This window comes from Arthrobacter sp. NPDC057013 (assembly GCF_042674585.1).
In the GTDB taxonomy this organism is placed as follows: domain Bacteria; phylum Actinomycetota; class Actinomycetes; order Actinomycetales; family Micrococcaceae; genus Arthrobacter.
This window is the reverse complement of the sequence record NZ_JBHUSE010000022.1, coordinates 12179-34101: the sequence shown is the minus strand read 5'-3', so window position 1 is coordinate 34101 and position 21923 is coordinate 12179. Positions and strand designations below refer to the sequence as shown.

21 protein-coding genes are annotated in these 21923 nt (G+C 68.3%); 15 read left to right on the top strand and 6 right to left on the bottom strand.

Annotated features, from left to right (window positions below; all coding sequences use genetic code 11):
- Positions 1–322: 322 nt before the first annotated feature.
- From ACFTSA_RS20780 to ACFTSA_RS20755, 6 genes are all read left to right on the top strand, one after another.
- Positions 323–1927: a multicopper oxidase family protein gene (locus ACFTSA_RS20780; protein WP_377953720.1), complete on the top strand. Its 1605-nt coding sequence runs from the start codon at positions 323–325 to the stop codon at positions 1925–1927.
- Positions 1915–2490, top strand: coding sequence for a signal peptidase I (lepB, locus tag ACFTSA_RS20775; RefSeq protein ID WP_377953719.1), 576 nt, complete (start codon positions 1915–1917; stop codon positions 2488–2490). The genes ACFTSA_RS20780 and lepB overlap by 13 nt, the downstream gene beginning before the upstream one ends.
- A gap of 127 nt (positions 2491–2617) precedes the next feature.
- The gene (locus ACFTSA_RS20770) at positions 2618–3097 is read left to right on the top strand and encodes a Dps family protein (protein ID WP_377953718.1); all 480 of its coding nucleotides are present in this window, start codon (positions 2618–2620) and stop codon (positions 3095–3097) included.
- A 7-nt stretch (positions 3098–3104) separates the two neighbouring features.
- Positions 3105–4328, top strand: a complete 1224-nt coding sequence (locus ACFTSA_RS20765) for a hypothetical protein (RefSeq protein ID WP_377953717.1) — start codon at positions 3105–3107, stop codon at positions 4326–4328.
- Entirely contained in the window at positions 4322–5710 is a 1389-nt protein-coding gene (locus ACFTSA_RS20760; RefSeq protein WP_377953716.1) for a PIG-L family deacetylase, read from the top strand. The genes ACFTSA_RS20765 and ACFTSA_RS20760 overlap by 7 nt, the downstream gene beginning before the upstream one ends.
- The gene (locus ACFTSA_RS20755; RefSeq protein WP_377953715.1) at positions 5697–6536 is read left to right on the top strand and encodes a glycosyltransferase; all 840 of its coding nucleotides are present in this window, start codon (positions 5697–5699) and stop codon (positions 6534–6536) included. Before ACFTSA_RS20760 ends, ACFTSA_RS20755 begins: the two co-directional genes overlap by 14 nt.
- A 116-nt stretch (positions 6537–6652) precedes the next feature.
- Here ACFTSA_RS20755 and ACFTSA_RS20750 read toward each other — a convergent pair whose 3' ends face one another.
- The 3 genes from ACFTSA_RS20750 to ACFTSA_RS20740 form a co-directional block, all read right to left on the bottom strand.
- Positions 6653–8065 (bottom strand): DUF222 domain-containing protein, encoded by a 1413-nt coding sequence (locus ACFTSA_RS20750; RefSeq protein ID WP_377953714.1) that lies wholly within the window; start codon positions 8063–8065, stop codon positions 6653–6655.
- Positions 8066–8216: 151 nt separating this feature from the next.
- Positions 8217–9359 carry a YihY/virulence factor BrkB family protein gene (locus ACFTSA_RS20745; protein ID WP_377953713.1) on the bottom strand — a complete coding sequence of 381 codons (1143 nt, stop codon included), beginning with the start codon at positions 9357–9359 and terminating at the stop codon, positions 8217–8219.
- Between the two features lie 122 nt (positions 9360–9481).
- Complete coding sequence (locus tag ACFTSA_RS20740; RefSeq protein WP_377953711.1) at positions 9482–9769, bottom strand: hypothetical protein; 288 nt, start codon at positions 9767–9769, stop codon at positions 9482–9484.
- A 202-nt stretch (positions 9770–9971) separates the two neighbouring features.
- Here ACFTSA_RS20740 and ACFTSA_RS20735 point away from each other — a divergent pair, with 202 nt between their 5' ends.
- The gene (locus tag ACFTSA_RS20735) at positions 9972–10529 is read left to right on the top strand and encodes a hypothetical protein (RefSeq protein ID WP_377953710.1); all 558 of its coding nucleotides are present in this window, start codon (positions 9972–9974) and stop codon (positions 10527–10529) included.
- Between the two features lie 84 nt (positions 10530–10613).
- Here the strand turns inward: ACFTSA_RS20735 and ACFTSA_RS20730 are convergent, their stop codons facing one another.
- The gene (locus tag ACFTSA_RS20730) at positions 10614–11678 is read right to left on the bottom strand and encodes an NAD-dependent epimerase/dehydratase family protein (RefSeq protein ID WP_377953708.1); all 1065 of its coding nucleotides are present in this window, start codon (positions 11676–11678) and stop codon (positions 10614–10616) included.
- Positions 11679–11955: 277 nt separating this feature from the next.
- On the opposite strand from ACFTSA_RS20730, the gene ACFTSA_RS20725 reads away from it, so the two are divergent.
- Positions 11956–12765, top strand: coding sequence for a sigma-70 family RNA polymerase sigma factor (locus ACFTSA_RS20725; RefSeq protein WP_377953706.1), 810 nt, complete (start codon positions 11956–11958; stop codon positions 12763–12765).
- Here ACFTSA_RS20725 and ACFTSA_RS20720 read toward each other — a convergent pair.
- Complete coding sequence (locus tag ACFTSA_RS20720) at positions 12660–13604, bottom strand: glycosyltransferase family 9 protein (protein ID WP_377953704.1); 945 nt, start codon at positions 13602–13604, stop codon at positions 12660–12662. The genes ACFTSA_RS20725 and ACFTSA_RS20720 overlap by 106 nt on opposite strands.
- Positions 13605–13718: 114 nt before the next feature.
- On the opposite strand from ACFTSA_RS20720, the gene ACFTSA_RS20715 reads away from it, so the two are divergent.
- Genes ACFTSA_RS20715 through ACFTSA_RS20685 form a run of 7 tightly spaced genes read left to right on the top strand, consistent with a single transcriptional unit; the run spans position 13719 to position 20550 of the window.
- Complete coding sequence (locus ACFTSA_RS20715; protein WP_377953702.1) at positions 13719–14270, top strand: D-glycero-alpha-D-manno-heptose-1,7-bisphosphate 7-phosphatase; 552 nt, start codon at positions 13719–13721, stop codon at positions 14268–14270.
- Complete coding sequence (locus tag ACFTSA_RS20710) at positions 14267–15343, top strand: glycosyltransferase family 9 protein (protein ID WP_377953701.1); 1077 nt, start codon at positions 14267–14269, stop codon at positions 15341–15343. Before ACFTSA_RS20715 ends, ACFTSA_RS20710 begins: the two co-directional genes overlap by 4 nt.
- Positions 15340–16434, top strand: coding sequence for a glycosyltransferase (locus tag ACFTSA_RS20705; protein ID WP_377953699.1), 1095 nt, complete (start codon positions 15340–15342; stop codon positions 16432–16434). The genes ACFTSA_RS20710 and ACFTSA_RS20705 overlap by 4 nt, the downstream gene beginning before the upstream one ends.
- Positions 16431–17684 (top strand): glycosyltransferase, encoded by a 1254-nt coding sequence (locus ACFTSA_RS20700; protein WP_377953697.1) that lies wholly within the window; start codon positions 16431–16433, stop codon positions 17682–17684. The genes ACFTSA_RS20705 and ACFTSA_RS20700 overlap by 4 nt, the downstream gene beginning before the upstream one ends.
- Positions 17681–18424 carry an SIS domain-containing protein gene (locus ACFTSA_RS20695; RefSeq protein ID WP_377953696.1) on the top strand — a complete coding sequence of 248 codons (744 nt, stop codon included), beginning with the start codon at positions 17681–17683 and terminating at the stop codon, positions 18422–18424. The genes ACFTSA_RS20700 and ACFTSA_RS20695 overlap by 4 nt, the downstream gene beginning before the upstream one ends.
- Entirely contained in the window at positions 18421–19797 is a 1377-nt protein-coding gene (gene rfaE2 / locus ACFTSA_RS20690; RefSeq protein ID WP_377953694.1) for a D-glycero-beta-D-manno-heptose 1-phosphate adenylyltransferase, read from the top strand. Before ACFTSA_RS20695 ends, rfaE2 begins: the two co-directional genes overlap by 4 nt.
- Positions 19798–19848: 51 nt before the next feature.
- Entirely contained in the window at positions 19849–20550 is a 702-nt protein-coding gene (locus ACFTSA_RS20685; RefSeq protein ID WP_331569561.1) for an SDR family oxidoreductase, read from the top strand.
- On the opposite strand, the gene ACFTSA_RS20680 is transcribed toward ACFTSA_RS20685, so the two are convergent.
- Complete coding sequence (locus ACFTSA_RS20680; protein WP_377953692.1) at positions 20516–21691, bottom strand: glycosyltransferase family 9 protein; 1176 nt, start codon at positions 21689–21691, stop codon at positions 20516–20518. The genes ACFTSA_RS20685 and ACFTSA_RS20680 overlap by 35 nt on opposite strands.
- Positions 21692–21923 lie beyond the last annotated feature (232 nt).

Genomic DNA, 21923 nt, shown 5'->3' with positions numbered 1-21923 from the left:
CTTCAAGGCCAAGCCGGGAGGTGCGTTCCCAACTGCTTCAACAGTGGACGCGCCACCTTGGACAAAGGTCGGATTTAGCCGGTGGGGAGCGGCCTCCGCGAGGCCCCCGAGCCGGGGCGCGCGTCGCCCGGCGACCCTCAACGGCGCGGGCTTCGGTCGGCGGGGCGGAATTAGACCATCGATTTGAGGGGGCCCAATTGGGGGCACTCCCTCAGAACCCCCACCCTCCCCAGCCTGGTCCGGGTTTTTCCAAGTAGGCCGGGACATCCTCGAAGCATCCCCAATTGGTCTCGAATGATCCCTATCGAAAGGAGGCCCGGTGATGACCGTGTCCAGACGAAATGTCCTGCTACTGGGCGGCCTCGGCGTTGTGGGAGCAAGCACTCTTTCGCTCCCGCGGACCGAGGTGGAGGCCAAGTCCGTCAGCCGGCTGAGCGCCGCAGAGATGCCCAAACCGTTCCAGTCGGCGTTCGTGAAGCCGCCGGTGCTGGTTCCGGACAGGGTGGAGATGGACCCCGCCGACGGCAAGCCCGTCAACTACTACACCCTCACGGAGAAGGCAGCCATGGCGTCCATCCTGCCGCGGCTCCAGACACCGATCCTCGGCTACAACGGCATTTTCCCCGGCCCCACGATCAGCCTCGACCAGGGCACCAAGGCGGTGGTGCGGGTCCGGAACCAGCTTCCCGCAACGCACCCGAACGATGGCCACGTGCTCTCCACGTCCACGCACCTGCACGGTTCAGCCTCGCTGCCGCAGTTCGACGGGTACGCCAGCGACGTCACCCACACCGGGTTTTTCAAGGACTACCACTACCCGAACTTCCAGCCCGCCCGCACGCTCTGGTACCACGATCATGGAGTGCACTTCACAGCACAGAACGCTTACTCCGGCCTCGCAGCCCAATACCACATGCACGATCCGCTGGAACGGCAGCTGCTCCCGCAGGGCGACTTTGACGTGCCGCTCATCATTTCCGACGCGATGTTCGCCGCGAACGGCGCCCTGGGCTATGACGACAACACCCACTCGGGCCTGTGGGGAGACGTCATCCTGGTCAACGGCAAGCCGTGGCCGGTCATGAAGGTCCAGAAGCGCATCTACCGCTTCGGGGTCCTGAACTGCAGCATTTCCCGGTCGGTGCGGCTCACGCTGAGCACCGGGGATCCGCTCATCATCGTGGGCACCGACGGCGGCCTGATTCCCACTCCGCAGAAGGTGGCCAACTACCGCCACGGCGGGGCGGAACGGTACGAGGTGCTCATCGATTTTCGGAGGTACAAGGCCGGACAGCGGATCGAGCTGCGGAACCTGTCCAACCCGAACAACGTTGACTACGACTTCACCAACAAGGTGATGGCCTTCGACGTCACGGACGAGCCCGTCAACACCAGCGATCCGACGTGGAACACGGTGCCCGCCCAGCTGGCACCCGGGAACGAGGTCATGGCGTTGACCGAGAAGCAGGCCACGAGGGTCAGGAAGTTCCGGGTCAAGCGGAACGACGTCACCAACATGTGGACCATCGACGACGACAGCTGGCAGGACGTCATTGCCAGCGGCTACAAGAAGGCGGCCGCGGAGGTTGACCTCAACGCCGTCGAGGTCTGGGAAATCGAGAACAAATCCGGTGGCTGGTTCCACCCCGTGCACATCCACCTCGTTGACTTCAAGATCCTGAGCCGCAACGGCAAGGCACCGTTCCCCCAGGAACTCGGACCCAAGGACGTTGTCTACGTGGGCGAGGGTGAGACAGTCCGCCTGCTGATGAAGTTCGGTCCGCACCGCGGCCGCTACATGGTGCACTGCCACAACCTGCCCCACGAGGACCACGACATGATGGTTCAGTTCCGGGTGGGGCTAAAGGAAGATGACAACGATCCCAACGACCCGATGACGGCGGCACTGCCCCAATGGGACGGCTAGCGGCCCACAGGGCCGAGTCAAAATCCAGGCCGGTTCCCGACAACGAAGCCGTCACCGGAAACCCTGCCGGATTCCTCCGGCAGGGTTTCCGGGGGAAAACAATTACGACGGCGGTGCTGCTGGCCGCCGGTTTGCTCGCCTCGCGCCTGTGGCTGGTGGAGCCGGTGACGGTCAGCTCCGAGAGCATGGAACCGGCGCTGCCCAAGGGCAGCACGGTGCTGATGTTCAAACCGGGTCCGGCGCTGGGTTCAATCAGGGCCGGAGACCTGGTGGTGTTCTCCAGCCCTGAGGACGGGAACGCCGCCGTGAAACGGGCCATTGCCTTCGCAGGGCAGACCGTTGCCATCGAAGACTCGGTGCTGGTGGTGGACGGGGTTCCGCAGGCCGAGCCGGGGATCGACCACAGCCGCATCGACGGCACCTACTTTGGTCCGGTCACGGTGCCGGCCGGCCACGTCTTCGTCCTGGGCGACAACCGGGCGGGTTCCATCGATTCGCGCATCTACGGGAGCGTGCCCCTGGAATCGCTGCAGGCCACGGTGCTGTGGCCCTTCGGCCGCTGATGCGGCACCCATGCGCTGCCCTGCCAAAAACACCCGCACCCAAAAGGTAAGTAAGCTGGGAATCATCGCGGCGGGCTTCCGGCCGGCCGGGATGGAAAAAGCATCGGTGACGGCAGCGGAGGAAGTCATGAAAGCATCCCAGACTCTGGCGAGCAATCTTCAGAAGGTTCTCACCGACCTGATCGAGCTGCACGTTCAGGGCAAGCAGGCGCACTGGAATCTGGTGGGCACCAACTTCCGCGACCTCCATCTGCAGTTGGACGAGATCGTGGACAGTGCCCGGCTGCTCGCCGACCAGACCGCTGAGCGGATGCGGTCCCTCCATGCGCTTCCGGACGGACGGAGCGCCACCGTCTCCTCGGGCACCAGGCTGGAGCAGTACCCTGCCGGCCTGACCGTCACGAAGGACACCGCCAAGCTCATCACCGCGAGGCTGGAACAAACGGTCAAGACCATCCGCGACGTGCACGATGAGGTGGATGAAGAAGATCCCACGAGCGCGGACCTCCTGCACGAGGCCATCACCCGGCTCGAACAGCTGGCGTGGATGGTGAACGCGGAAGTTATGCCCGCGTCGGCGCCGGTGACCGCACCGGGGCAGGACTAGCAGCGCCATGATCCGGCCATCCCGGCCCGTCCGCCTTCGCCCGGCGGAAGCCCGTAAGGCAGACGGCGAACCTGAATCTTCACTCGACCTCGAGCGGTTGCTGGACAGAATTGCATCGGCCGTGGGGGATGTCACCGCCCTGCTGGCCATCGCCCAGCAGGCCGGCCGTTCCGCGCCGAAGCCGGGTGACGGGCGGACAGCACAACTGTGGGAACTGTTGGCGTCGGTAGCCGCGGTGGATGTGGCCGCCGCCAGGGTGATGGAGCCGCACCTGGATGCCGGTGCCATCCTGGCCGAGGCCGGAACACCGGAAGCATTCACCGGATCCTGGGGCGTGTACGCAGCCGAGGCCCCCGGCACCCGGTTGACGGCCGGTCCGCCCGCCTCCGTCGGGGGGCAGTCCTCTGGTGGTGCGCCGTCACCTGCTGACGGAGAATCCCCGAACGAGACCAAAGCGGGAGAGGCCGAAGATGCCCTGACTCAAGGCGGAGCGGCAGAAGCCGGCGGGGCACAACCCACCGGGGGAGCTTCCGGCGTGCAGCTGACCGGCTCGAAGCCCTGGTGCTCGCTGGCGCAGTTTGTGGACCACGCGGTGGTGACCGCGCACACCGAAACGGGCGGCCGGGCCGCCTTTGCCGTAGATCTCAGGGCCGCCGGAGTCACGTGCGATGTGCCGGAATGGACCAGCCGCGGACTGCGAGAGATCCCCAGCGGAACGGTCCACTTCGACGGAGTGCCGGGCGTGCCGCTCGGCGGAGACGGCTGGTACTTCCAGCGTCCCGGCTTTGCCTGGGGCGGCATGGGCGTCGCCGCGTGCTGGCTGGGCGGCGCCGTGGCACTCGGCCGGCACTTCGAAGCCGCGCTCCTGCGGGGCGCCAGGTCCCAGCGTGAGCCCGACCAGGTAGCGCTCGCTGCCCTGGGCGAAGTGGACCGGATCCTGACCTCCACTATCCGGTACCTCGCCCGGGCAGCTGACTCCGTGGATGCCCAGCTCAACGGCGGCGCCGTTGGCGGGTGGAGCGAGGCGCTCCGAGTCCGGGGAACTGTTGCTGCCGCCGTCGAACGCGTACAGCTCCTGGTGAGCCAGAACCTGGGACCCGGCCCCCTGGCCTTCGACGAACGGTACGGCAAATGCATGGCGGACCTGTCCCTCTACGTGCGGCAGCATCACGCCACCCGTGACGACGCCCAGCTGGGCGTGCTCACCCTCAAGGGGGAGCACGCGTGGTGACGTTCTCGCACACCGATGCCGGCACGGACGAGGCAGCCTGGGCGGCCAGCGGCCTGGACACAATTGGCGAACTCCCGCTGGATGCGGCCGAGCTGGCACGGATGGATTTCGTTGTGCTGGTGGCCCACCCGGACGACGAATCGCTCGGCGCCGGAGGGCTGCTGGCCCGGCTCACATCAGCCGGCGCACACGTTGAGGTGCTGCTCTGTTCGGCGGGCGAGGCGTCCCACCCGGACTCGCCCACTACCACGCCTGGGCGGCTTGCCGCTGTCCGCCGGGAGGAGTTCGCGGCAGCCATGGCCGCGTTCGGGCTGGCGGAGCACTGGCAGTTCCTGAACCTTCCGGACAGCGCGCTGGCCCGGCACCGAGCCGTCATTGCCGAACGCCTGGCGGGAGTCATTGGGCAGAGGCGGGAAGGCGGGCAGCGCACCGTGGTCATTGTGGCCCCGTACCGCGGAGACGGACACATCGACCATGACACCCTCGGTGCCGTGGCGGCGGAGGCCGCCGAAGCCGGCGGCCACGGGTTGCTGGAATATCCCATCTGGTACTGGCTGTGGGCCACGCCGGGCGACGCCGCCTGGCGGAACTGGGTTCGGCTGCCCCTGAGCCCCGGTGAACAGCGGACAAAGCGTGAGGCCGTGCACACCCATGCCTCCCAGCTGGAGCCGCTCTCCGACCAGCCCGGCGACGAGGTGCTCCTGTCAGGGCAGTTTCTTTCGCACTTCTCAAGGCCCTTTGAGGTCTTCGCCTGGCAGCCCCCGGTCACCGGCCGGCGCAGCGCCGGGGATGCGGAGGCGGTCTTTGATGCCCTGCACCTCAGCGCCGAGGATCCCTGGAGGTACCAGGACAGCTGGTATGAGCAGCGCAAGCGCAGCCTGACGCTCGCCGCGCTCCCGGAACAGAAGTACGACGCCGGCCTGGAGGCCGGCTGCTCGATCGGCACCCTGAGTACGGAACTGGCACGGCGCTGCGGGAGGTTCCTGGCAGTGGACGCCAGCGAGACCGCCGTAGCGCGGGCCGACGAACGGCTCGCCCGGTACCCGGGCGCTGAAGCCAGGCAGCTGACCCTGCCGGAACAGTGGCCGGCAGGCAGCTTTGACCTGATCGTGGTCTCCGAGATGGGCTACTACCTTGCGGCGGCCGAACTGCAGGAACTGTTCACCCGGGCCTCCGCATCCCTCCTCCCGGGCGGAACGCTGCTGCTCTGCCACTGGAGGCATCCGGTTTCCGGCTGGGAGCTCGACGGCGACGCGGTCCACGCGCTGGCACGGAGCCAGCTCCGGTGGCCACCGGCCAGTGTTTACCGGGAGCGGGACTTCGTCCTCGAGGTCTTCGTCGCGCCTGGTTTCCGGCCGAAGGCCACGCATGACGGCGGATAGGGCCCGGCAGGTCATCAACCGGGTCGAGGTGGTGATGCCCGTTCATGACGAGGAGCACCACCTTGGAGCTGCGCTGCACGCGCTCGGCGTCGCGGCTCAAGCGCTGGCGAAGCACCGCCCGGGGATGGCCATGGGCATCACTGTTGTCCTGGACCACTGCATCGACCGCTCGGCGGAGATCACGGCCCGCTTCGCTGGGGCCTACGCCGGATCAAGCGCCGGACTAAGCACCGGCGTGCGGATACTGCACCGGAGATTCCGCAATGCGGGCGCCAGCAGGGCCGCGGGTGTGGCAGCAGCCCTGGAGGATGCCGGCCCGGACGATTGCGAAAGTGCGGGCCGTCTGGAAAGTGCGGGCCGTCCGGAAGCCACGGGCTCTCTGCATCTGGAAAGTACTTGGTTGGCGAACACAGACGCCGATTCCCAGGTTCCCGAGGACTGGCTCGTGCGCCAGCTGGAATTTGCTGACGCCGGCTGGGACGTGGTGCTGGGCTCCGTGGAGCCCGACTCCACCGCCATGGATCCCGAGCTTCTACTCAGCTGGCACCTCCGGCATCCGTTGGATGAAGGGCACGGCAATATCTACGGTGCCAATCTCGGCGTGCGGGCTTCGGCATACCGCCAGGCTGGCGGATTCCCGCCGCTGCGCTCCTCCGAAGACCGCGCCCTGGTGGAACACCTGCGCCGACGCGGCTTTGCCGTTATCGCCACGGACAGCACCCGTGTGGTGACTTCCGGACGGACTGCCGCCCGGGCTCCCCATGGTTTTGGCGCCTATCTCCATGCGCTCAGCGTTGAAGCTGCAGCTGGGCTCCGGAGCAGCTGATCAATGAGCAACGGCAGCGAAACTGAGTCGGCAAACGGGCTGCCGGAAGGGCAGGGCTGTGCCCGGGACAGCCCTGGCGGCTCTGCCCTCACGCCGGGTCAGGCGGCGCCACTTCCCTAAAAGGGTGGGGGTTCAGAGGGTGGGGGTTTGGGTGCCGTGGGGTGGTCCGGTGGCTTCTGTGCTCGTTCTGGTGGGTCATCTGGGTGGAAGGGTGTGCCGAAGTCTGCTGGTTCGGTGCTGTATTTCCGGCCCAGTGGGGATCGCCATTGCAGGTCCCCGGTGGGGGTGGGGTGGGTGTAGGTCCAGGCGCCGATGGATTTGGGTGCGTGGTGTTTTCGGCAGAGCATGGCGAGGTTGCCGGGTTCGGTGGTGCCGCCGTTCTGCCATTCGATGGTGTGGTCGGGTTCGCAGGTGGCGGCGGGGCGGGTGCATCCGGGGAACCGGCAGGTCCGGTCGCGGGAGTTCAGGTAGCGGCGCAGTGCTTTGGGTGGCCGGTAGGCGGTGCGGCCGACGCCGAGGGCCTGCCCGGTGGTGCAGTCGGTGAAGAGCCGTTGCCAGGTGGGGGCCAGGGCTGCCAGGTACCGGGCGGTGGCGGCATCGATGGGGCCGTAGCCTTCGAGCTCGGCGGATCCGGTGCCCGTGCCGAGGATGTTTTGGACGGGGATGGTCACGACGATCTCGGCGCGGAACGCCCCGGTTTCCGGTCCGTCGGTGGCGCCGAGGGGCTCGTCTCCATGGACAGGCCCGGGGGGCACACCGAAAAGCCCGGCGGATCCGCCCAGGAAGCGGTAGGTGAACGCGTCAGCGCGCAGCCGCGGGAGCGTGTGGTCCGGGTCGGTGTGTTGTTCGGCAGGGGTCCGGGGAAGGGTTCCGGGTTCGGCGGCGGGTGCGCTGGCTTGCCGCCCACGCTCCCGCCGGGCGGCCTCGTTGCGGGCGGTGAGGCTGTCGGGGTGAAGCCGTTCGCGCAGCCGCCGCACGCACGAGCGGAACTCGGCCGGGGTGCGGCGCCGCCCGTGCCGGGTCCGGGTGCGCTGCAGCGCCATCGTGGCGAACGTTTCGGACTGCCCGGCCGGGAGGGAGCGGGCCTGGTCCAGGATAATCCTGGCGTGCGCCTCGGAGATCTCCCTATCCTCGACCGCTTCAAGGACCTCCCACTGGGACGTGGCCAGGTCCCCGGCATCATTCAACCAGCGCGCGGCGGTGCCTTCGGAGAGGGCGCAGGCGGTGGACACCTCGCTGACGGCCAGCGCATGGGCCTCGTCCCCGCCAAAGCGCACCGGCTGGTTCTCGGCCCGCGGGGGTGACTCTTCGCCCATGGCTTCCCCGACCCGCGCCAGCGCGCGCATCTTCACCGACGTCGCCCACGCGATGACCCGGCCGGCCGATTCCACCACGCCCAGCGCCTCCTCGGCCGTCAGGAACGAGGGAAGCGGAACGCTCAGGGTGCCGGCCAGCAGTGAATCCTCCCGCTCCGTGAAGTCCACGGCCGGAACCAAACCCCCGTCACCGCTGACCGCCATAACTTCCATGCCACACGCCCAACCGGACACCGTTCCGAACACTGTGCCGGCATCCCCAACCGGACACTCCCAGACTAGGTGGACGGTACGACAATTAACCCCGTCGGCTGTTTTAGCGGTTATCTGCGCGGCACAGTACCCCGCGCCCAGCCCTTGCTGGTTACCGGTCCTTGTCCCGGACGCCAGATGCTTCACTGCTGCCTTTACGGCCGCCGTCGTGCCTTCGGTCCTGGCCGTTGCCCTGTTCGCTGTATTTCTCGCGCAGTTCACGCCCCAGCCGGATGTCTTCCTCTTCCTTCTCCTGGAGCTTGTCACTCTTCTTCGTGTCCCGGGGCGGAAGCTGGAGTGTTTCCTCGGCTTCGATGCCCGCCTGCAGCTGCCGGCCGCGTTCCATTTCGGCGTCGAACTCCGCGCCGAAAAGCAGGGACATGTTCAGGATCCAGAGCCACAGAAGCATGACGATCACGCCGCCGATGGCCCCGTACGTCTTGTTGTAGTTGCTGAAGTTGCCCACGTAGAACCCAAACCCGACAGAAGCCAGCACGAAGATCACGAGGGCGATAAGGGAACCGATGCTCATCCAGCGGATCTTTGGTTGGCGGACGTTGGGAGTGGCGTAGTAGAGGATGGCGATCACCACGATGACCAGCGCAACAATGACCGGCCACTTAGCAATGTTCCACACGGTCAGGAACACCCCGCCCAGGCCCATGACGTTGCCGATCGCTTCGGCCACAGGCCCGCTGATCACCAGCATGGCGGCGAGCAGCGCAACGATGATCAGGGAGACAAGCGTCACGCCGAGCATGGTGCCGCGTAGCTTCACGAAGCCCCGGCCTTCATCGATTTCATAGATCCGGTTCATGGCCCGGCCGAACGCGGTCACGTACCCGGATGCGGACCACAGTGCTGTCGCGAGGCCAATGAAGAGTGTGAAGCCGGCGGCCGGCGAGCTGGTCAGCTCCTGGATGGGCCCGCGGATCATCTCCACTGCCTGGCCGGGCGCGATGCGCTGGACGATTTCCAGGAGTGCCGCCGTCGTCTTTTCTGCCTGTCCAAAGATGCCGAGCAGCGAAACGAGGGCGAGCAGGGCGGGGAAGAGCGAAAAGATCGCGTAATAGGTAAGCCCGGCGGCGAGGTCGGGGCACTGGTCTCCGGTGAATTCACGCAGGGTCTTGCGGAAAATGTACTTCCACGACGGCTTGTCCAGATCCGGCGGACTGTCCGGCTTCCGCGCATCATCGGGTGCAGGCGCGGTGTCGGCCTTTGCTGTGCTGGTTTCCGGGGCTTCTTTCGTAGCCATGAGGCATCCTTTCGTTCGCGGGCAGGACGTGTTCCGGCGTCGCGGATCGTTTCCTGCCCGCTATCAGGGGGTCGGGCTCGCGGGGCGTGCAACAGGTCGCATCAGGTTCGGGTCGCTTACCGTCAGGGCAGGTGGAGTCCCGGCGCCGGGGGCGCATTGCGGCGGTCCAGGGTGAGCGGGTCGCTTCCCAGCGGATCGTCGGCCGGCTGCTTCCCGTCCAGCGGATCGTCCGCCATCCGGGTGTTCGACTGCGGGGTCTCGGTCAGTTGGGCGGAATCCAAGGGGTTGGGGTCCTGCCCGCCGTTCCGGGCGCCGGTCCCGGCTTCTTCACCAGCGGTCTTGCCAGATGCGGGCAGGGGAGCGCCGGGCGGGGAAGCGCTTGTGCGCTGGGGCTGTTGGTTCTCCGTCATGGTCAATCCCTCTCCAACGTGTGGGGGTGCCGACTGCAGCCGGCAACCACTCGCTATAAAATAGTAAGCATGGTTACTATTAGATCGTAAGTACCCTGATTGCCGCTAGTTCAATCGGCCGCTCTCCGGCGGTGTCGTGCCGGTACCAGCGGCCGGACCTTCCGGATAGTGACGTGCTGGAAAAGAGAGAGGTGGATCCACGGTGGACCCAACTGCCTGGATTTGGATCGTCGTTGTAATCGTCGTCATCGCGCTCATTGCGGTGCTTCTGATGTCCAGCCGCAAGCGCCGGGAGGCGTTCCGGCAGAAGCGCGATGAGCAGAACCGCCAGCACGCTGCCGAGATCCGCAGGAAGGCAGAGAACGCCGACCTTGAGGCACGCGAAAACGAAGCCCGGGCCATGCATGCCAAGGCTGACGCCGAGAAGGCGCAGGTCGAGGCGGCGCGGCTCCGCCAGGAGGCCGAACAGCGGCAGTCGACCGCGCAGGACCTGCGCACGGATGCCGAGAAGCACCAGTACAAGGCGAACGCCCTTGACCCGGACGTGGACGCGGACGGCAACGATGACCGGCGGGGCGATGGCGCCCGGGGGAACGAGCCGGACATGGGCGCCCGGGACATGGGTTCGCGGGCCGATGATGCGCGGGACGCCGACGCGCGCAATGCTGACGCCCGAGGCGCCGAGACGCACCCCGCTGAGACGCGCCCCGATGCCGAAGCCACCACGGACACTACCCGGCGGAACACTCCGCGCGAGTAGCCGACGACGGCCGTTAAGCCGCCGGCGACAGTAACGTACCGCCGTCGTCCGTTTGGCCCCCGCCCGAGCGAGGGGACGGGGAAGCTAACGGCGGCGAAGGAGCGTCAAGAGACTGCGCCGCGGCTTGAGCGGGGGAGACGCCGGTACGCCGGCGCCTCTTCCCATGCCGTCAATCACCTCGCGGATTGCTTCCAGCGACGGCGTTCGGGGCTCCCAGCCGAGCTCATCCCGGATCCGCTTGGTGGCCATGATCGGTGCGCCCGCCGCCATCTCCACCCATCCGGAGTCTGTCTGCTGCAGCCGCAGCCGCCACGTTGCGCCGACGAAGGCGTGCAGCGCGCGGACAGGAACGGGGAGGATCCGTGTGGCGGAGAAAAGCCTGGCCAGATTCTGAGGCGTGACCACCGGCTCAGCCGCCACGTTGAACGCCCCATTGGCCCTGCGCTCCAGGACGCGCCAGTATGCGTCCGCGACATCGTCGGCATGCACCGCCTGGAAGACCAGTTCCTCGGGAACCGGCAGGATTGGCAATGCCGGCCGGCGCGGGATGAATCTCGGGTGCACCCACCCCAGGAAGTACCTGCCGATTTCGCTTCCGGCCTGTCCCTGGAAGATGAGGCCGGGGCGCAGCCTGGCCACGGCAACCGAAGGATTATCCGCCGCGAAGCTGTCCAGCAGCTTTTCCTGCTCTGCCTTGTGCCGGCTGTAATGTGAACCCTCCATGCCTCCTGCCGGCCAGGATTCGTCCACCCGCCGGTCCTTTGCCGACCTGCTGTACGCGCCCACTGAGGAGGCGCACACGACGTGTTTCACTCCTGCTTCCCGGACGGCCGCCAGCACGTTCTCTGTGCCGGTGACATTGGTGCGGTGCAGCTGCGGGAGGTCCCGGTTCGGCTGGATCTGCCAGGCCAGGTGCACCACGGCATCGGCGCCGGCAAAAGCCCTCGCCAGGTCCTGCGCCGCCCCCTCGCTGCCTACGTCCAGGGCGTGCCACTCGACGCCCGCGTACGGGGGCCGTGACGTGTCCGGCGCGCGGCGGCTGATGCCCACCAATTCCAGCCCGCCGGGGTGTTCCTGCCTGGCCTTCTGAAGCCTGCGCAGGAGTGCCGTTCCCGCATTGCCGCTGGCGCCCGTGATCGCGATACGCATGAGGTGCCTTCCGTCCGTTGCCGTGGAAAGTTTGCCGTGGAACATTCCGGGCCAGGTCGCCCCGGGGGGCCGTGACCGTGTCCTTCGTTCGACCCTATCGCCTCGGGACCATTGTGTAATAAGCACGCTTATGATTTCCTACTTCTAAGTCTTGCCGCAGGCTTTCTCGACCTCCGAATCGAAGGAACCCACGACAATGCCAGAAACCCCGCCCTCCTTGTCCGCGTCCTTCCCAAGCCACACAGCACCCCTTTCAGCCCCTCAGCAGGCGGTCCCTTTGGCCGCCCAAACAGGGCGGCTGCACGACGCCTTCCAGAACCAGCTGGTGCTCAATTACCTGGACTTGGCTGAGTCGCTCGCTTCGCGGTATGCAGCCCGCGGCAGGGAGCGCTCAGACCTTGTGCAGGTGGCCTACCTGGGCCTCGTTAAGGCCGCCCGCGGCTTCGATGAGGAGAAGGGCGAGAGCTTCCCGGCCTACGCGGCCCCCACCATCAGCGGCGAACTCAAACGCTTTCTGCGGGACCGCTGCTGGACCGTCCGGCCGCCGCGGCGGATCCAGGATATGAGGACGCAGCTCCTGCACACTGCTCCGGACCTGTCCCAGTCGCTGGGCCGCGTTCCGTCGGCGGAGGAACTGGCCAGCGAACTGGGCGTCACCCCGGCTGAGGTCCGGGAAGCGCAGGCAGCAGGCAGCAGCATGCATCCGGATTCGCTGGACAGCCCCGATCCGTGGGGCGGACCGACCATGGGCGAGGGGCTGGTCTCGCCGGACCAGCCGATCGAGCACCTCGAAGAACTGGTGTGCCTCAACGAGGCGATCCAGGAGCTGGATCCTGACGACCGGGAGATGCTGTACAGGCGATACTTCCGCGAGGAGACCCAGGTGGAACTGGGCAGGCGGTTCGGCATCTCCCAGATGCAGGTGTCCCGGCGGCTGTCCCGGATCCTTGTCTGGCTGCAGCGCCGGCTGCTCGATGAGGATCAGGCGAGCCGGAGCTGCCCGACGGCCGCCAAAACATCCTCAACTGAAACCGCCAGCAGGGCGGGGTCAGGCGTGGCCGCGAAGGTGTCGCCGCGCCGCGCCTGAGGGTCAGTCAGCACTATGTGCGGTCCCGGTGGCGGCCCCCAGACCTCGGCCGGGGCGGGACCGAAAAGGACCACCGAGGGACACGAATACGCAGAGGCCAGGTGCGCCGCGCCGGTGTCGGCTGACACCACAAGGCGGGCCTCCGCGATGGTGGCCATGAACTCGGCCAGCCGCAGCTGCCCCGCCAGGACCTGGTCTTCAGGAAGCCCGGCGAGCCGGGCAACGTCCAGCGCCCGTGACCGTTCCGCCGAACTGCCGGTGAACACCACCTGGTGGCCGTCAGCCGCGAGGGTGCGGGCCACTTCGGCGAAGCGGTCCTCGGGCCAGAGCCGGCTGCCGTACGCGGCCCCCACGTGCAGCACGGTGGCGCCGGGGCAGCGGCTGGAAACGGCCGGCGGGAGAAGGCGGAAATCGTCCGGTTCCGCGTCGATGCCGTGCCACTGCAGCAACCTGGTCCACCGCTCACGCTCGTGGATTTCCTCCAGCCAGGCCGGTCCCGGCCGCTGGGAGGTCCGGTGGCCGACGACGGTCCTGGGCCGGACGGCGGCGAGCCGGGCCTCGCTTTCCGGCCCGCTGCCGTGCAGGTTCACGGCAATGTCCACAGTGCCGGCCTCGATAGGAATCGGAACGTCCAGGCCGTGGGTGGGAAGCAGTTCGAAACCGCCCACCAACTCCAGGGCATCCTCCAGCCAGGCCTGTGCCGCGTAGAGCAAACGGTGTTCCGGATAGGCGCGTCGCAGGGCGCGCAGCGCGGGCACAGCAACCAGCAGGTCACCCAGCTTCAGTGCCCTCAGCACGAGCAGGACCGGTTGTTCATGCTTGCCGTTCGGTGCTTCCACTGCAGCCCTTCTGCTCCTCGGCTCGGCTCCGCGAGCCGCTTGTCGAGGAGTCTAGCCGAGAAGAAGTGGGCGGCCGGTTGTTTAGGTCTCGGCCGGTCGGGGAACGGAGGGTGTATGGCAACTAACGCTTTGACGCTCAAGGCTGTGCTGTTCGACCGGGACGGGACGCTCGTGGTTGACGTGCCGTACAACGGCGACCCGCAGCGGGTTGAGCCGTATCCCGGCGCGCGGCGGGTCCTCGATGAACTGCGCAGCCTCGGCCTGGCCACCGGCGTCCTGAGCAACCAGTCGGGCATTGCCCGCGGCCTCCTGACGGCGGAGCAGGTGGACAGGGTGAACGCGCGGGTGGAGGACCTGCTGGGCCCCTTCGACGTCTGGGAAGTCTGCCCGCACGGAGCCGGTGACGGCTGCCTGTGCCGGAAGCCGGCACCGGGCATGATCCACAGCGCGTGCCGGCGCCTTGGCATCGACCCGTCCGAGGCGGCCTTCATCGGAGACATCGGCAGCGACATTGGGGCGGCATCGGCCGCCGGCGCGCGGGGCATCCTGGTACCCACTCCACAGACCAGAGCCGAAGAGGTCGAGGCGGCCCCCGAGGTTGCCGCCGACCTCGAACAGGCCGTTGCCCTGTTGCTTCGGGACCCCGTGCTTCAGGGGCCGGCATGAGCAGGGTCCTGGTGGCCCGGCTTGACAGCGTCGGTGACGTCCTCCTGGCAGGCCCGGCAGTCCGGGCCGTGGCGAACGGGCGGCGGGCCGACGGCGGCAGCCCGAACGACGTCGTCGTGCTTTGCGGACCGCAGGGCCAGTCGGCGGCCTCGCTGCTGCCCAGCGTGGCCGATGTTTTTTCCTGGGATGCCCCGTGGATCAGCAATCCGGCACCGCAGGTGGCCGGCCCGCACATCGACTCCCTGGTGGGCTTCGTCCGGAACTCCCGCATCTCCGAGGCAGTCATCCTCACCTCCTTCCACCAGTCGCCGCTGCCCCTGGCGCTCCTCCTGCGGTTGGCCGGCGTGGAGCGCATCACCGGCGCGTCCACCGACTACGCGGGGTCCCTCCTGGATGTCCGGCTGAGGCCCGGTGAGGATTTTCCCGAGGACCAGCCGGAGGCCGCGCGGGCGCTGGGCATCGCCCGGGCGGCCGGCTTCCAGCTCAAAGCCGGGGACGACGGAAAGCTCATGGTCAAGGACGCGCCGAGCATCCGCCACCTCGTCGGCGAGGGCCCCTACGTGGTGGTTCATCCCGGGGCAACGGTGCCCGCACGGGCCTGGCCGCCGCTCCACCATGCGGCGGCAGTGGAGCTTCTGGAGGGCGCAGGCCACAGGGTGGTGGTGACCGGAGGGCCGGGGGAAACCGCCCTCACCGCGACGGTGGCCGGCCCCTCCGCCATCGACCTGGGCGGGCGGACGGACTTGGCCACCCTGTCAGGGGTCCTGGCCAACGCGGACGTCGTGGTCACCGGAAACACGGGACCCGCCCACCTGGCGGCCGCCGTCGGAACCCCTGTGGTGAGCCTGTTTTCGCCAGTTGTGCCGGCCATCCGCTGGGCACCGTACGGGGTTCCGCTGGAACTGCTGGGAGACCAGAACGCGCCGTGCCGGCTCAGCCGCGCACGGGACTGCCCGGTACCAGGACATCCCTGCCTCAGCTCGGTTTCGCCGGAGCAGGTAGTGGACGCGGTGGAACGCCTGCTGAGCGGGGTTTCCTCACTCAGCACACGGAGGAAGGTCCGGAAACAATGAGAATTTTGCTCTGGCACGTGCACGGGGGGTGGACGGACGCCTTTGTCCGCGGCCGGCACGAGTACCTGCTGCCGGTCCTGCCCGGCCGCGGCGCCTGGGGACTGGGCCGCGCGGACCGGGACTGGCCCGCTTCCGTGCGGGAGGTGGCGCTCGCGGAGCTCGACGCCGGCAGCATCGACGCCGTCGTGCTCCAGCGGCCAGAGGAAGCGGCGGAGGTGGCACGCGTCCTGGGCCGCCGGCCTGGCGTCGACCTTCCTGCCGTGTACGTGGAGCACAACACGCCCAAAGGTGATGTTCCCTTTACGGTGCATCCGCTCGGGGAGCAGCGGGACATCCCGATCGTCCATGTGACCCACTTCAACGAGCTGTTCTGGGACAGCGGCCGGGCACCCACCAAGGTCATCGAGCACGGCATCGCGGATCCCGGCTACCTCTACACGGGCGAGGTTCCGGAGCTGGGCGTGGTGGTCAATGAACCGGTGCGCCGCGGACGTGTGACCGGGACGGACCTGCTGCCCCGGTTCGCTACCGTGGCCCCGCTCCAGGTCTTCGGCATGGGCGGCGGCGGGCTGGCGGACGCCACCGGCATTCCGGCCCGGCGCCTCACCGTCCGGGGTGACCTGAAAACCGCGGAGCTCCACCGTCAATTGGCGCGCTGCCGGGCATACCTGCACCCGCTGCGCTGGACTTCCCTGGGGCTGGCGCTGCTGGAGGCCATGCACTTGGGCTTGCCGGTCCTGGCACTGGCCACCACCGAGGCGGCGCGGGCCGTGCCGCCTGAGGCGGGCTGCATCTCCACCGAGGTGGAGGAACTGCGCCGCTGCGCCAGGCTGCTGCTCAACGACCCGGAGGAAGCACGACGGCGGGGCAAGGCTGCGCGGGAGGCAGCCCTTGAGCGCTACGGACTTGAGCGGTTCCTCGCCGACTGGGACGAGGTGCTGGCCGATCTGGTGCCAGGAGGACTGGCCCGCTCCAGGCAGGGGGACGGCCCGCAGCGGAGGCTTTTGGAAGTGGCGGCATCCGGGGATGCAGCTTCAAAGGGGTCCGGACCGGATGCCCTGACCGCGGCGCGAGAAGGGAATACGCATTGAAGATCTCAATGATTTCGGAACACGCCAGTCCTTTGGCAGCGCTTGGCGGAGTGGATGCTGGTGGCCAGAACGTACATGTTGCCGCCCTGTCCTCGGCATTGGCCCGGCGCGGCCACAGGGTGACGGTCTATACGAGGCGTGACGCGCCCGATTTGCCTCCGCGGGTACGTGTGCATCCCCGGCTCGAGGTGGTGCACGTGGATGCCGGGCCGGCCGAACATGTGCCCAAGGACGAGCTCCTGCCCTTCATGTCCGCCCTCGCCGACGGAGTGGTCCAGGACTGGGGCAGCTCACCGCCGCATGTGGTGCATGGACACTTCTGGATGTCCGGGGTCGCCGCGCTGGACGCGGCACGCCGCGAGCCCGGTGGCTTTCGGGTTCCCGTGGTGCAGACCTTCCACGCGCTGGGGACCGTCAAGCGCCGCCACCAGGGCGCAGCCGACACGAGCCCGGCCGAGCGGCGCTTCCTCGAACCGTCGGTGGGCCGGTCGGCGGACCGTATCCTGGCCACCTGCTCCGACGAGGTCTTCGAGTTGCGGGCCATGGGTATCGACGCCCGCCGGGTTTCCATCGCTCCCTGCGGTGTGGACCTGGACCTTTTCTCCAGCGACGGCCCGGCCGACGTACCCTCCCGGTCCAACCGGATCCTGTCCGTGGGCCGGCTGGTTCCGCGTAAGGGCGTGGACCTGGTGATCCGTGCGCTGCCGTATCTGCTCAAGGCTGGATTCGATGACGTCGAACTGCTGATTGTGGGCGGCGGGGCTGACGCGGACGGACACGGCCCGGAGGCACGCCGGCTGCTGGACCTCGCCCGGGAGCTCGGCGTGGCAGCCCACGTGGAGCTCCGGGGCCAGGTGCCCCGGGACGCAATGCCCGGCATCTTCCGAAGCGCGGATGCCGTGGTCTGCACCCCCTGGTACGAGCCCTTCGGCATCGTTCCGCTGGAGGCTATGGCCTGCGGCGTTCCCGTGGTCGCCGCTGCAGTGGGCGGCCTGACGGACAGCGTAGTGGATCGTGAAACCGGCCTGCACGTGCCGCCGAAGGACCCGGAGGCCATCGCGGAGGCCGTCGGCACCCTCCTGGCCAGCCCGGAACTCCGAGCGAAACTCGGGCGGGCGGGCGAGCGCCGGGCGAAGGCCCGCTACTCGTGGAACAGGGTTGCCGCCGAAACCGAAAAGGCCTACCAGTTGGCTGTGGCGGGCTCTGCCGAGGCAGGCAGCCTTGAACCGATGGAAGGAGCGGCACTGTGACTCCGGAATCCCTGCGGGAGGCCGAGCTTCCTGCCTTGCCCCGGATCGGCGATCCGCCCGGTTTCGCTGAAAACCGCGTTGGGCAGGAGGCCGCGCTGTCCGATCCGGCCGCGCCCGTAGCCGAAGCCATCGCGGGCTCGCGGGATGCTGTGCGCACCCATCTGGAAAACGTCCTGCCCGCACTGCGGTCCCTGGAAAGCCAGACCGACAAACTGGCCGGCTGGGGCGTGGAGCTGGCCCAGCGCCTGCTGAGCGGGCAGAAGCTGCTCGCTGCCGGCAACGGGGGCTCTGCCGCCGAAGCGCAACACCTCACGGCGGAACTTGTGGGCAGGTTTGACGGCGAGCGGATGCCTTTTTCCGCGATCTCCCTCCACGCCGAAAGTTCGGCCGTCACGGCCATTGCCAACGATTACGGCTACGCTGAGCTCTTCGCGCGGCAGGTCCGCGCCCACGGCAGGTCCGGGGACATCCTCGTGCTGCTGTCCACGAGCGGCCAGAGCCCCAACCTGCTCCGTGCAGCCGAAGCAGCAGCCAGGCTGAACGTGACTACGTGGGCTCTGACCGGCCCGGCGCCCAACCCCCTGGCGTCCTGCTGCGACGACGCAGTGGCCATCGATGCCGTTTCGGCCAACGCGCAGGAAGGACACCTGATTGCGCTGCACGCCATCTGCCGGGCCTTCGAAGCCGAGGTGGCCCGCAGGGGCCAAGGCCTTCCCGGGCAGGAGGCTGATCGCGCATGAGGATCACAGTGGTGGGCGACGTCCTGCTGGATGTGGACCTTTCCGGTGAAGCAACACGGCTGTGCCCCGACGCGCCCGTGCCGGTGGTGGACGTCTCCGATGTCCGGCGCCGGGCCGGCGGTGCCGGGCTCGTCGCCCGGATGCTGGCCCACGACGGCCACCGTGTCACCCTGGTGACTGTGCTTTCCGACGACGACCCCTCCCTCGCGCTGGAAGGCGCGCTCGCCGGCGTGCGGGTTGTCTCCGGGCCCTCCGGGGCCAGGACACCGGTAAAGACGCGGGTCAGGGCGGGCCGCCAGCCGGTGGTGCGGGTGGATGAGGGGTGTGAGCGGCCGGAAGTGCCGGCGGCCACCCCGGGCATGCTCAGGGCGCTGGAACAGGCCGAGGTGATCGTCGTGGCCGACTATGGCAGGGGCGTTGCCGCGAACCCGGAGATCCGGCGGTTGCTCGAGGCCCGCGCCGGCGACATCCCGATCGTATGGGATCCGCATCCCTCCGGCGCCGTCCCCGTCCGCGGCATGGCCGTAGTGACCCCCAACCTGTCCGAGGCGGGCAAGGCCGTGGGCTCCGGCAGTGCTGATCCGGGCGCCGGAACGCCGGCCGCGGTTGCCGACGTCGGCAAAACACTGCTGGACCGATGGCAAAGCCAGGCGGTCCTGGTGACCATGGGGGAGCGGGGCGGCCTGCTGTCCCGGCCCGGCGCTTCGCCGGTGACCATCCCGGCACCTCCCACCGAGGTCACCGATCCCTGCGGCGCCGGCGACCGGCTCGCGGCCAGCCTGGCCGTGCACCTGGCGGAGGGCCGCAGCCTTAGCGACGCCGCCGAACTGGCGATCGATGAAGCGGCCGCCTTCCTCGGCGCCGGCGGGGTGGCCTCCCTGCCGGACCGACAGCGGCCGGCCTGGCACCACAGCAGCGGGGAAGACGCCATCGGAATGGCCCGGCGGGTGCGCGCCAACGGCGGAACCGTCGTGGCCACCGGCGGCTGCTTCGACCTCCTGCACGCCGGCCATGCCCGCACCCTGGCGGCAGCCCGGGCCCTCGGCGACTGCCTGATCGTATGCCTGAACTCGGATGAGTCGGTGCGCCGGATCAAGGGCGAGCAGCGGCCCATCGTGAGCCAGCAGGACCGGGCCGAACTCCTGCTGGCACTCGAATGCGTGGACGCCGTCCTGGTCTTCGGGGAAGATACCCCCGAGGACTGCCTGGAGACGCTGCGGCCGGACATCTGGGTGAAGGGCGGAGACTACCGTGCGTCGGAGCTGCCGGAGGCCGGGCTGGTCGAGAGCTGGGGCGGGCGCTGCGTGACGGTGCCGTTCCACCAGGCCCGGTCCACCTCTGTCCTTGCGGATGCGCTGGCGAAGGTCAGCTGAAAGCCAAACTGCCACACGATCTTGCAATTCGACCCGACTGAAAGGAACACCATGACTGAATCGACTATCCGGCCCGGCCGGGTCCTGGTAACCGGCGGGGCCTCGGGACTGGGGGCCGCCGTCGTCGATGCCGTACTGAAAGCCGGAGGAACTCCGGTGGTGCTGGACCGGGACATCCGGAACGTCTCCGCGGCCAAGGCCTTCGAAGTGGACGTCTCGGACCGCGTGGCGGTGACCGAGGCTGTGCGGCAGGCCGCCGAGACCCTGGACGGGCTGGATGCAGTGGTCACGGCGGCCGGCATCGACCGCTGCGGCAAGCTGGAGGATGTGGCCGCGGACGAGTGGGAGCGCGTCATCGGGGTCAATCTGATGGGCACGGTCTCTGTTGTCCGGGCGGCTCTCCCGTACCTGAAGGCATCCCGTGGACGGGTGGTCACCATCGCGTCAACGCTGGGCAAGCGGGCACTGCCGGAGGCCACCGCCTACTGTGCTTCAAAATTCGGCGTCGTGGGCTTCAGCCACTCCCTGGCAGCAGAGACAGGCGGTGAGATCGGAGTGACCACCATGATCCCGGGCGGCATGAAGACGCGCTTCTTCGACGACCGCGCCGAGCAGTACAAGCCACAGGACGACTCACGTCTGAACGACCCCGGCAACGTGGCGCAGGCGATCCTGTTCGTCCTCTCCCAGCCCACCGGCTGCGAGGTTCGCGAAATGCTCATCTGCCATGAGGAAGAAGGCTCGTGGCCGTGAGCTGAAGCACGTCCGCGTAGACCTCTGAGGGTTCAACGGCCTTCACGGTGGACTCGTCATGGGGGCACCGTGGGGCCGTCCACCCGACCTGGGTGATATCCACGCCGCATACCTCGCAGCGTGTGGCCCACCCGAGGTGGATCCGGTGCAGGCTCCGGCCAAGTGGTGCAGCGTTGATGGCGTTGCCCGCCCAGTAGACCCCCACGGTGGGAGTGCCCAAGGCCTGGGCAAGGTGGCGCGGTCCGCTGTCGTTCGCCACCACGACACTGCTACTGGCGAGCAGTGCAGCGAGCTCACCGAGGCTGAGTTTGCCGGCGACCGACTCGATGGCGGGGCGGGGTTCCGGACCTTGTTCGACGGCGAGTTCCACCACCGTTTCGGCCAGTTCCTTTTCGCTGCTGTCGCCCACCACGTAAACCCGGAAGCCGTCGTCGGCGGCCCTCCGGGCCACGGCCGCGAAGCGTTCGGCCGGCCACCGACGGCGGGGATCAGTCGCACCCGGATGGATCACCAGTACGCGGTGGATGCCGGGTCCGTTTCCCAATGCCGGCAGCTGGGCATGCTGCTGGCCGAACTCCGGCAGTGGCTCGAGCCTGGCCTCGAGGTCACCGGGAGGGGCGCCGGCAAATCCCGCCACCTCGAGGGCCCGGAGCGGCTCATGCTGGTAGTACACGTAAGGCACGGTCCGTTCAAGCGGGGTTGCGTCCGGGGTTCTGGTGCCCACGGTGTGGCGTGCGCCGAGCCGGAGCAGGAACGGATTTGAGTACCGGCCGCCGCCGTGCAGCTGGACGGCCAGGTCAAAGTTCCGGGCGCGCATGGCGGCAAAGAACCGTTCCAGTTCCTGGTGGTCTTCCGGTCCCGGGCGGACCCCCTCGGCAAACGGCAGAATCACCGTCTCATCCACCGGGCCCACGGTCTGGGACAGCAGCTCAGCCTGGACCGGTGTGCACAGCAGGGTCACGCTGGCCTCAGGGTAGGCGGCCTTCAGCGCTGCCACCGCAGGGAGGGCAAACATCAGGTCACCCAGCCCGCCGCCGCGGAGAACGGCGATGCGGGAGATCCCGCTGAAGGGTTCCAAAACCGGGCCGATCCCGTGCCCCGTGATGCGTGCTCCGCCAAAGTCGGCGTTGAAGAGTTCCATGCAGTCAGCCCTCTCGGTTCCGGATGCGTTCAGGTCGGGATGCGTTCAGGTCGCGTTCAGTGGGGCCCACCCTACGGTGCACCGGGCCCGTTTTGCCAGCCCGGAAAACCCCGGCCTTCAGCCTGGCGGGACCCGGGCCGGCAGCTTTGAAAACTCCTGCCCCGGGTGCGTGTAAACCCCCAGACGCCGGGGTACGGATCACCTCAGAGAGGGGCGGGAACGGACGCCCGGC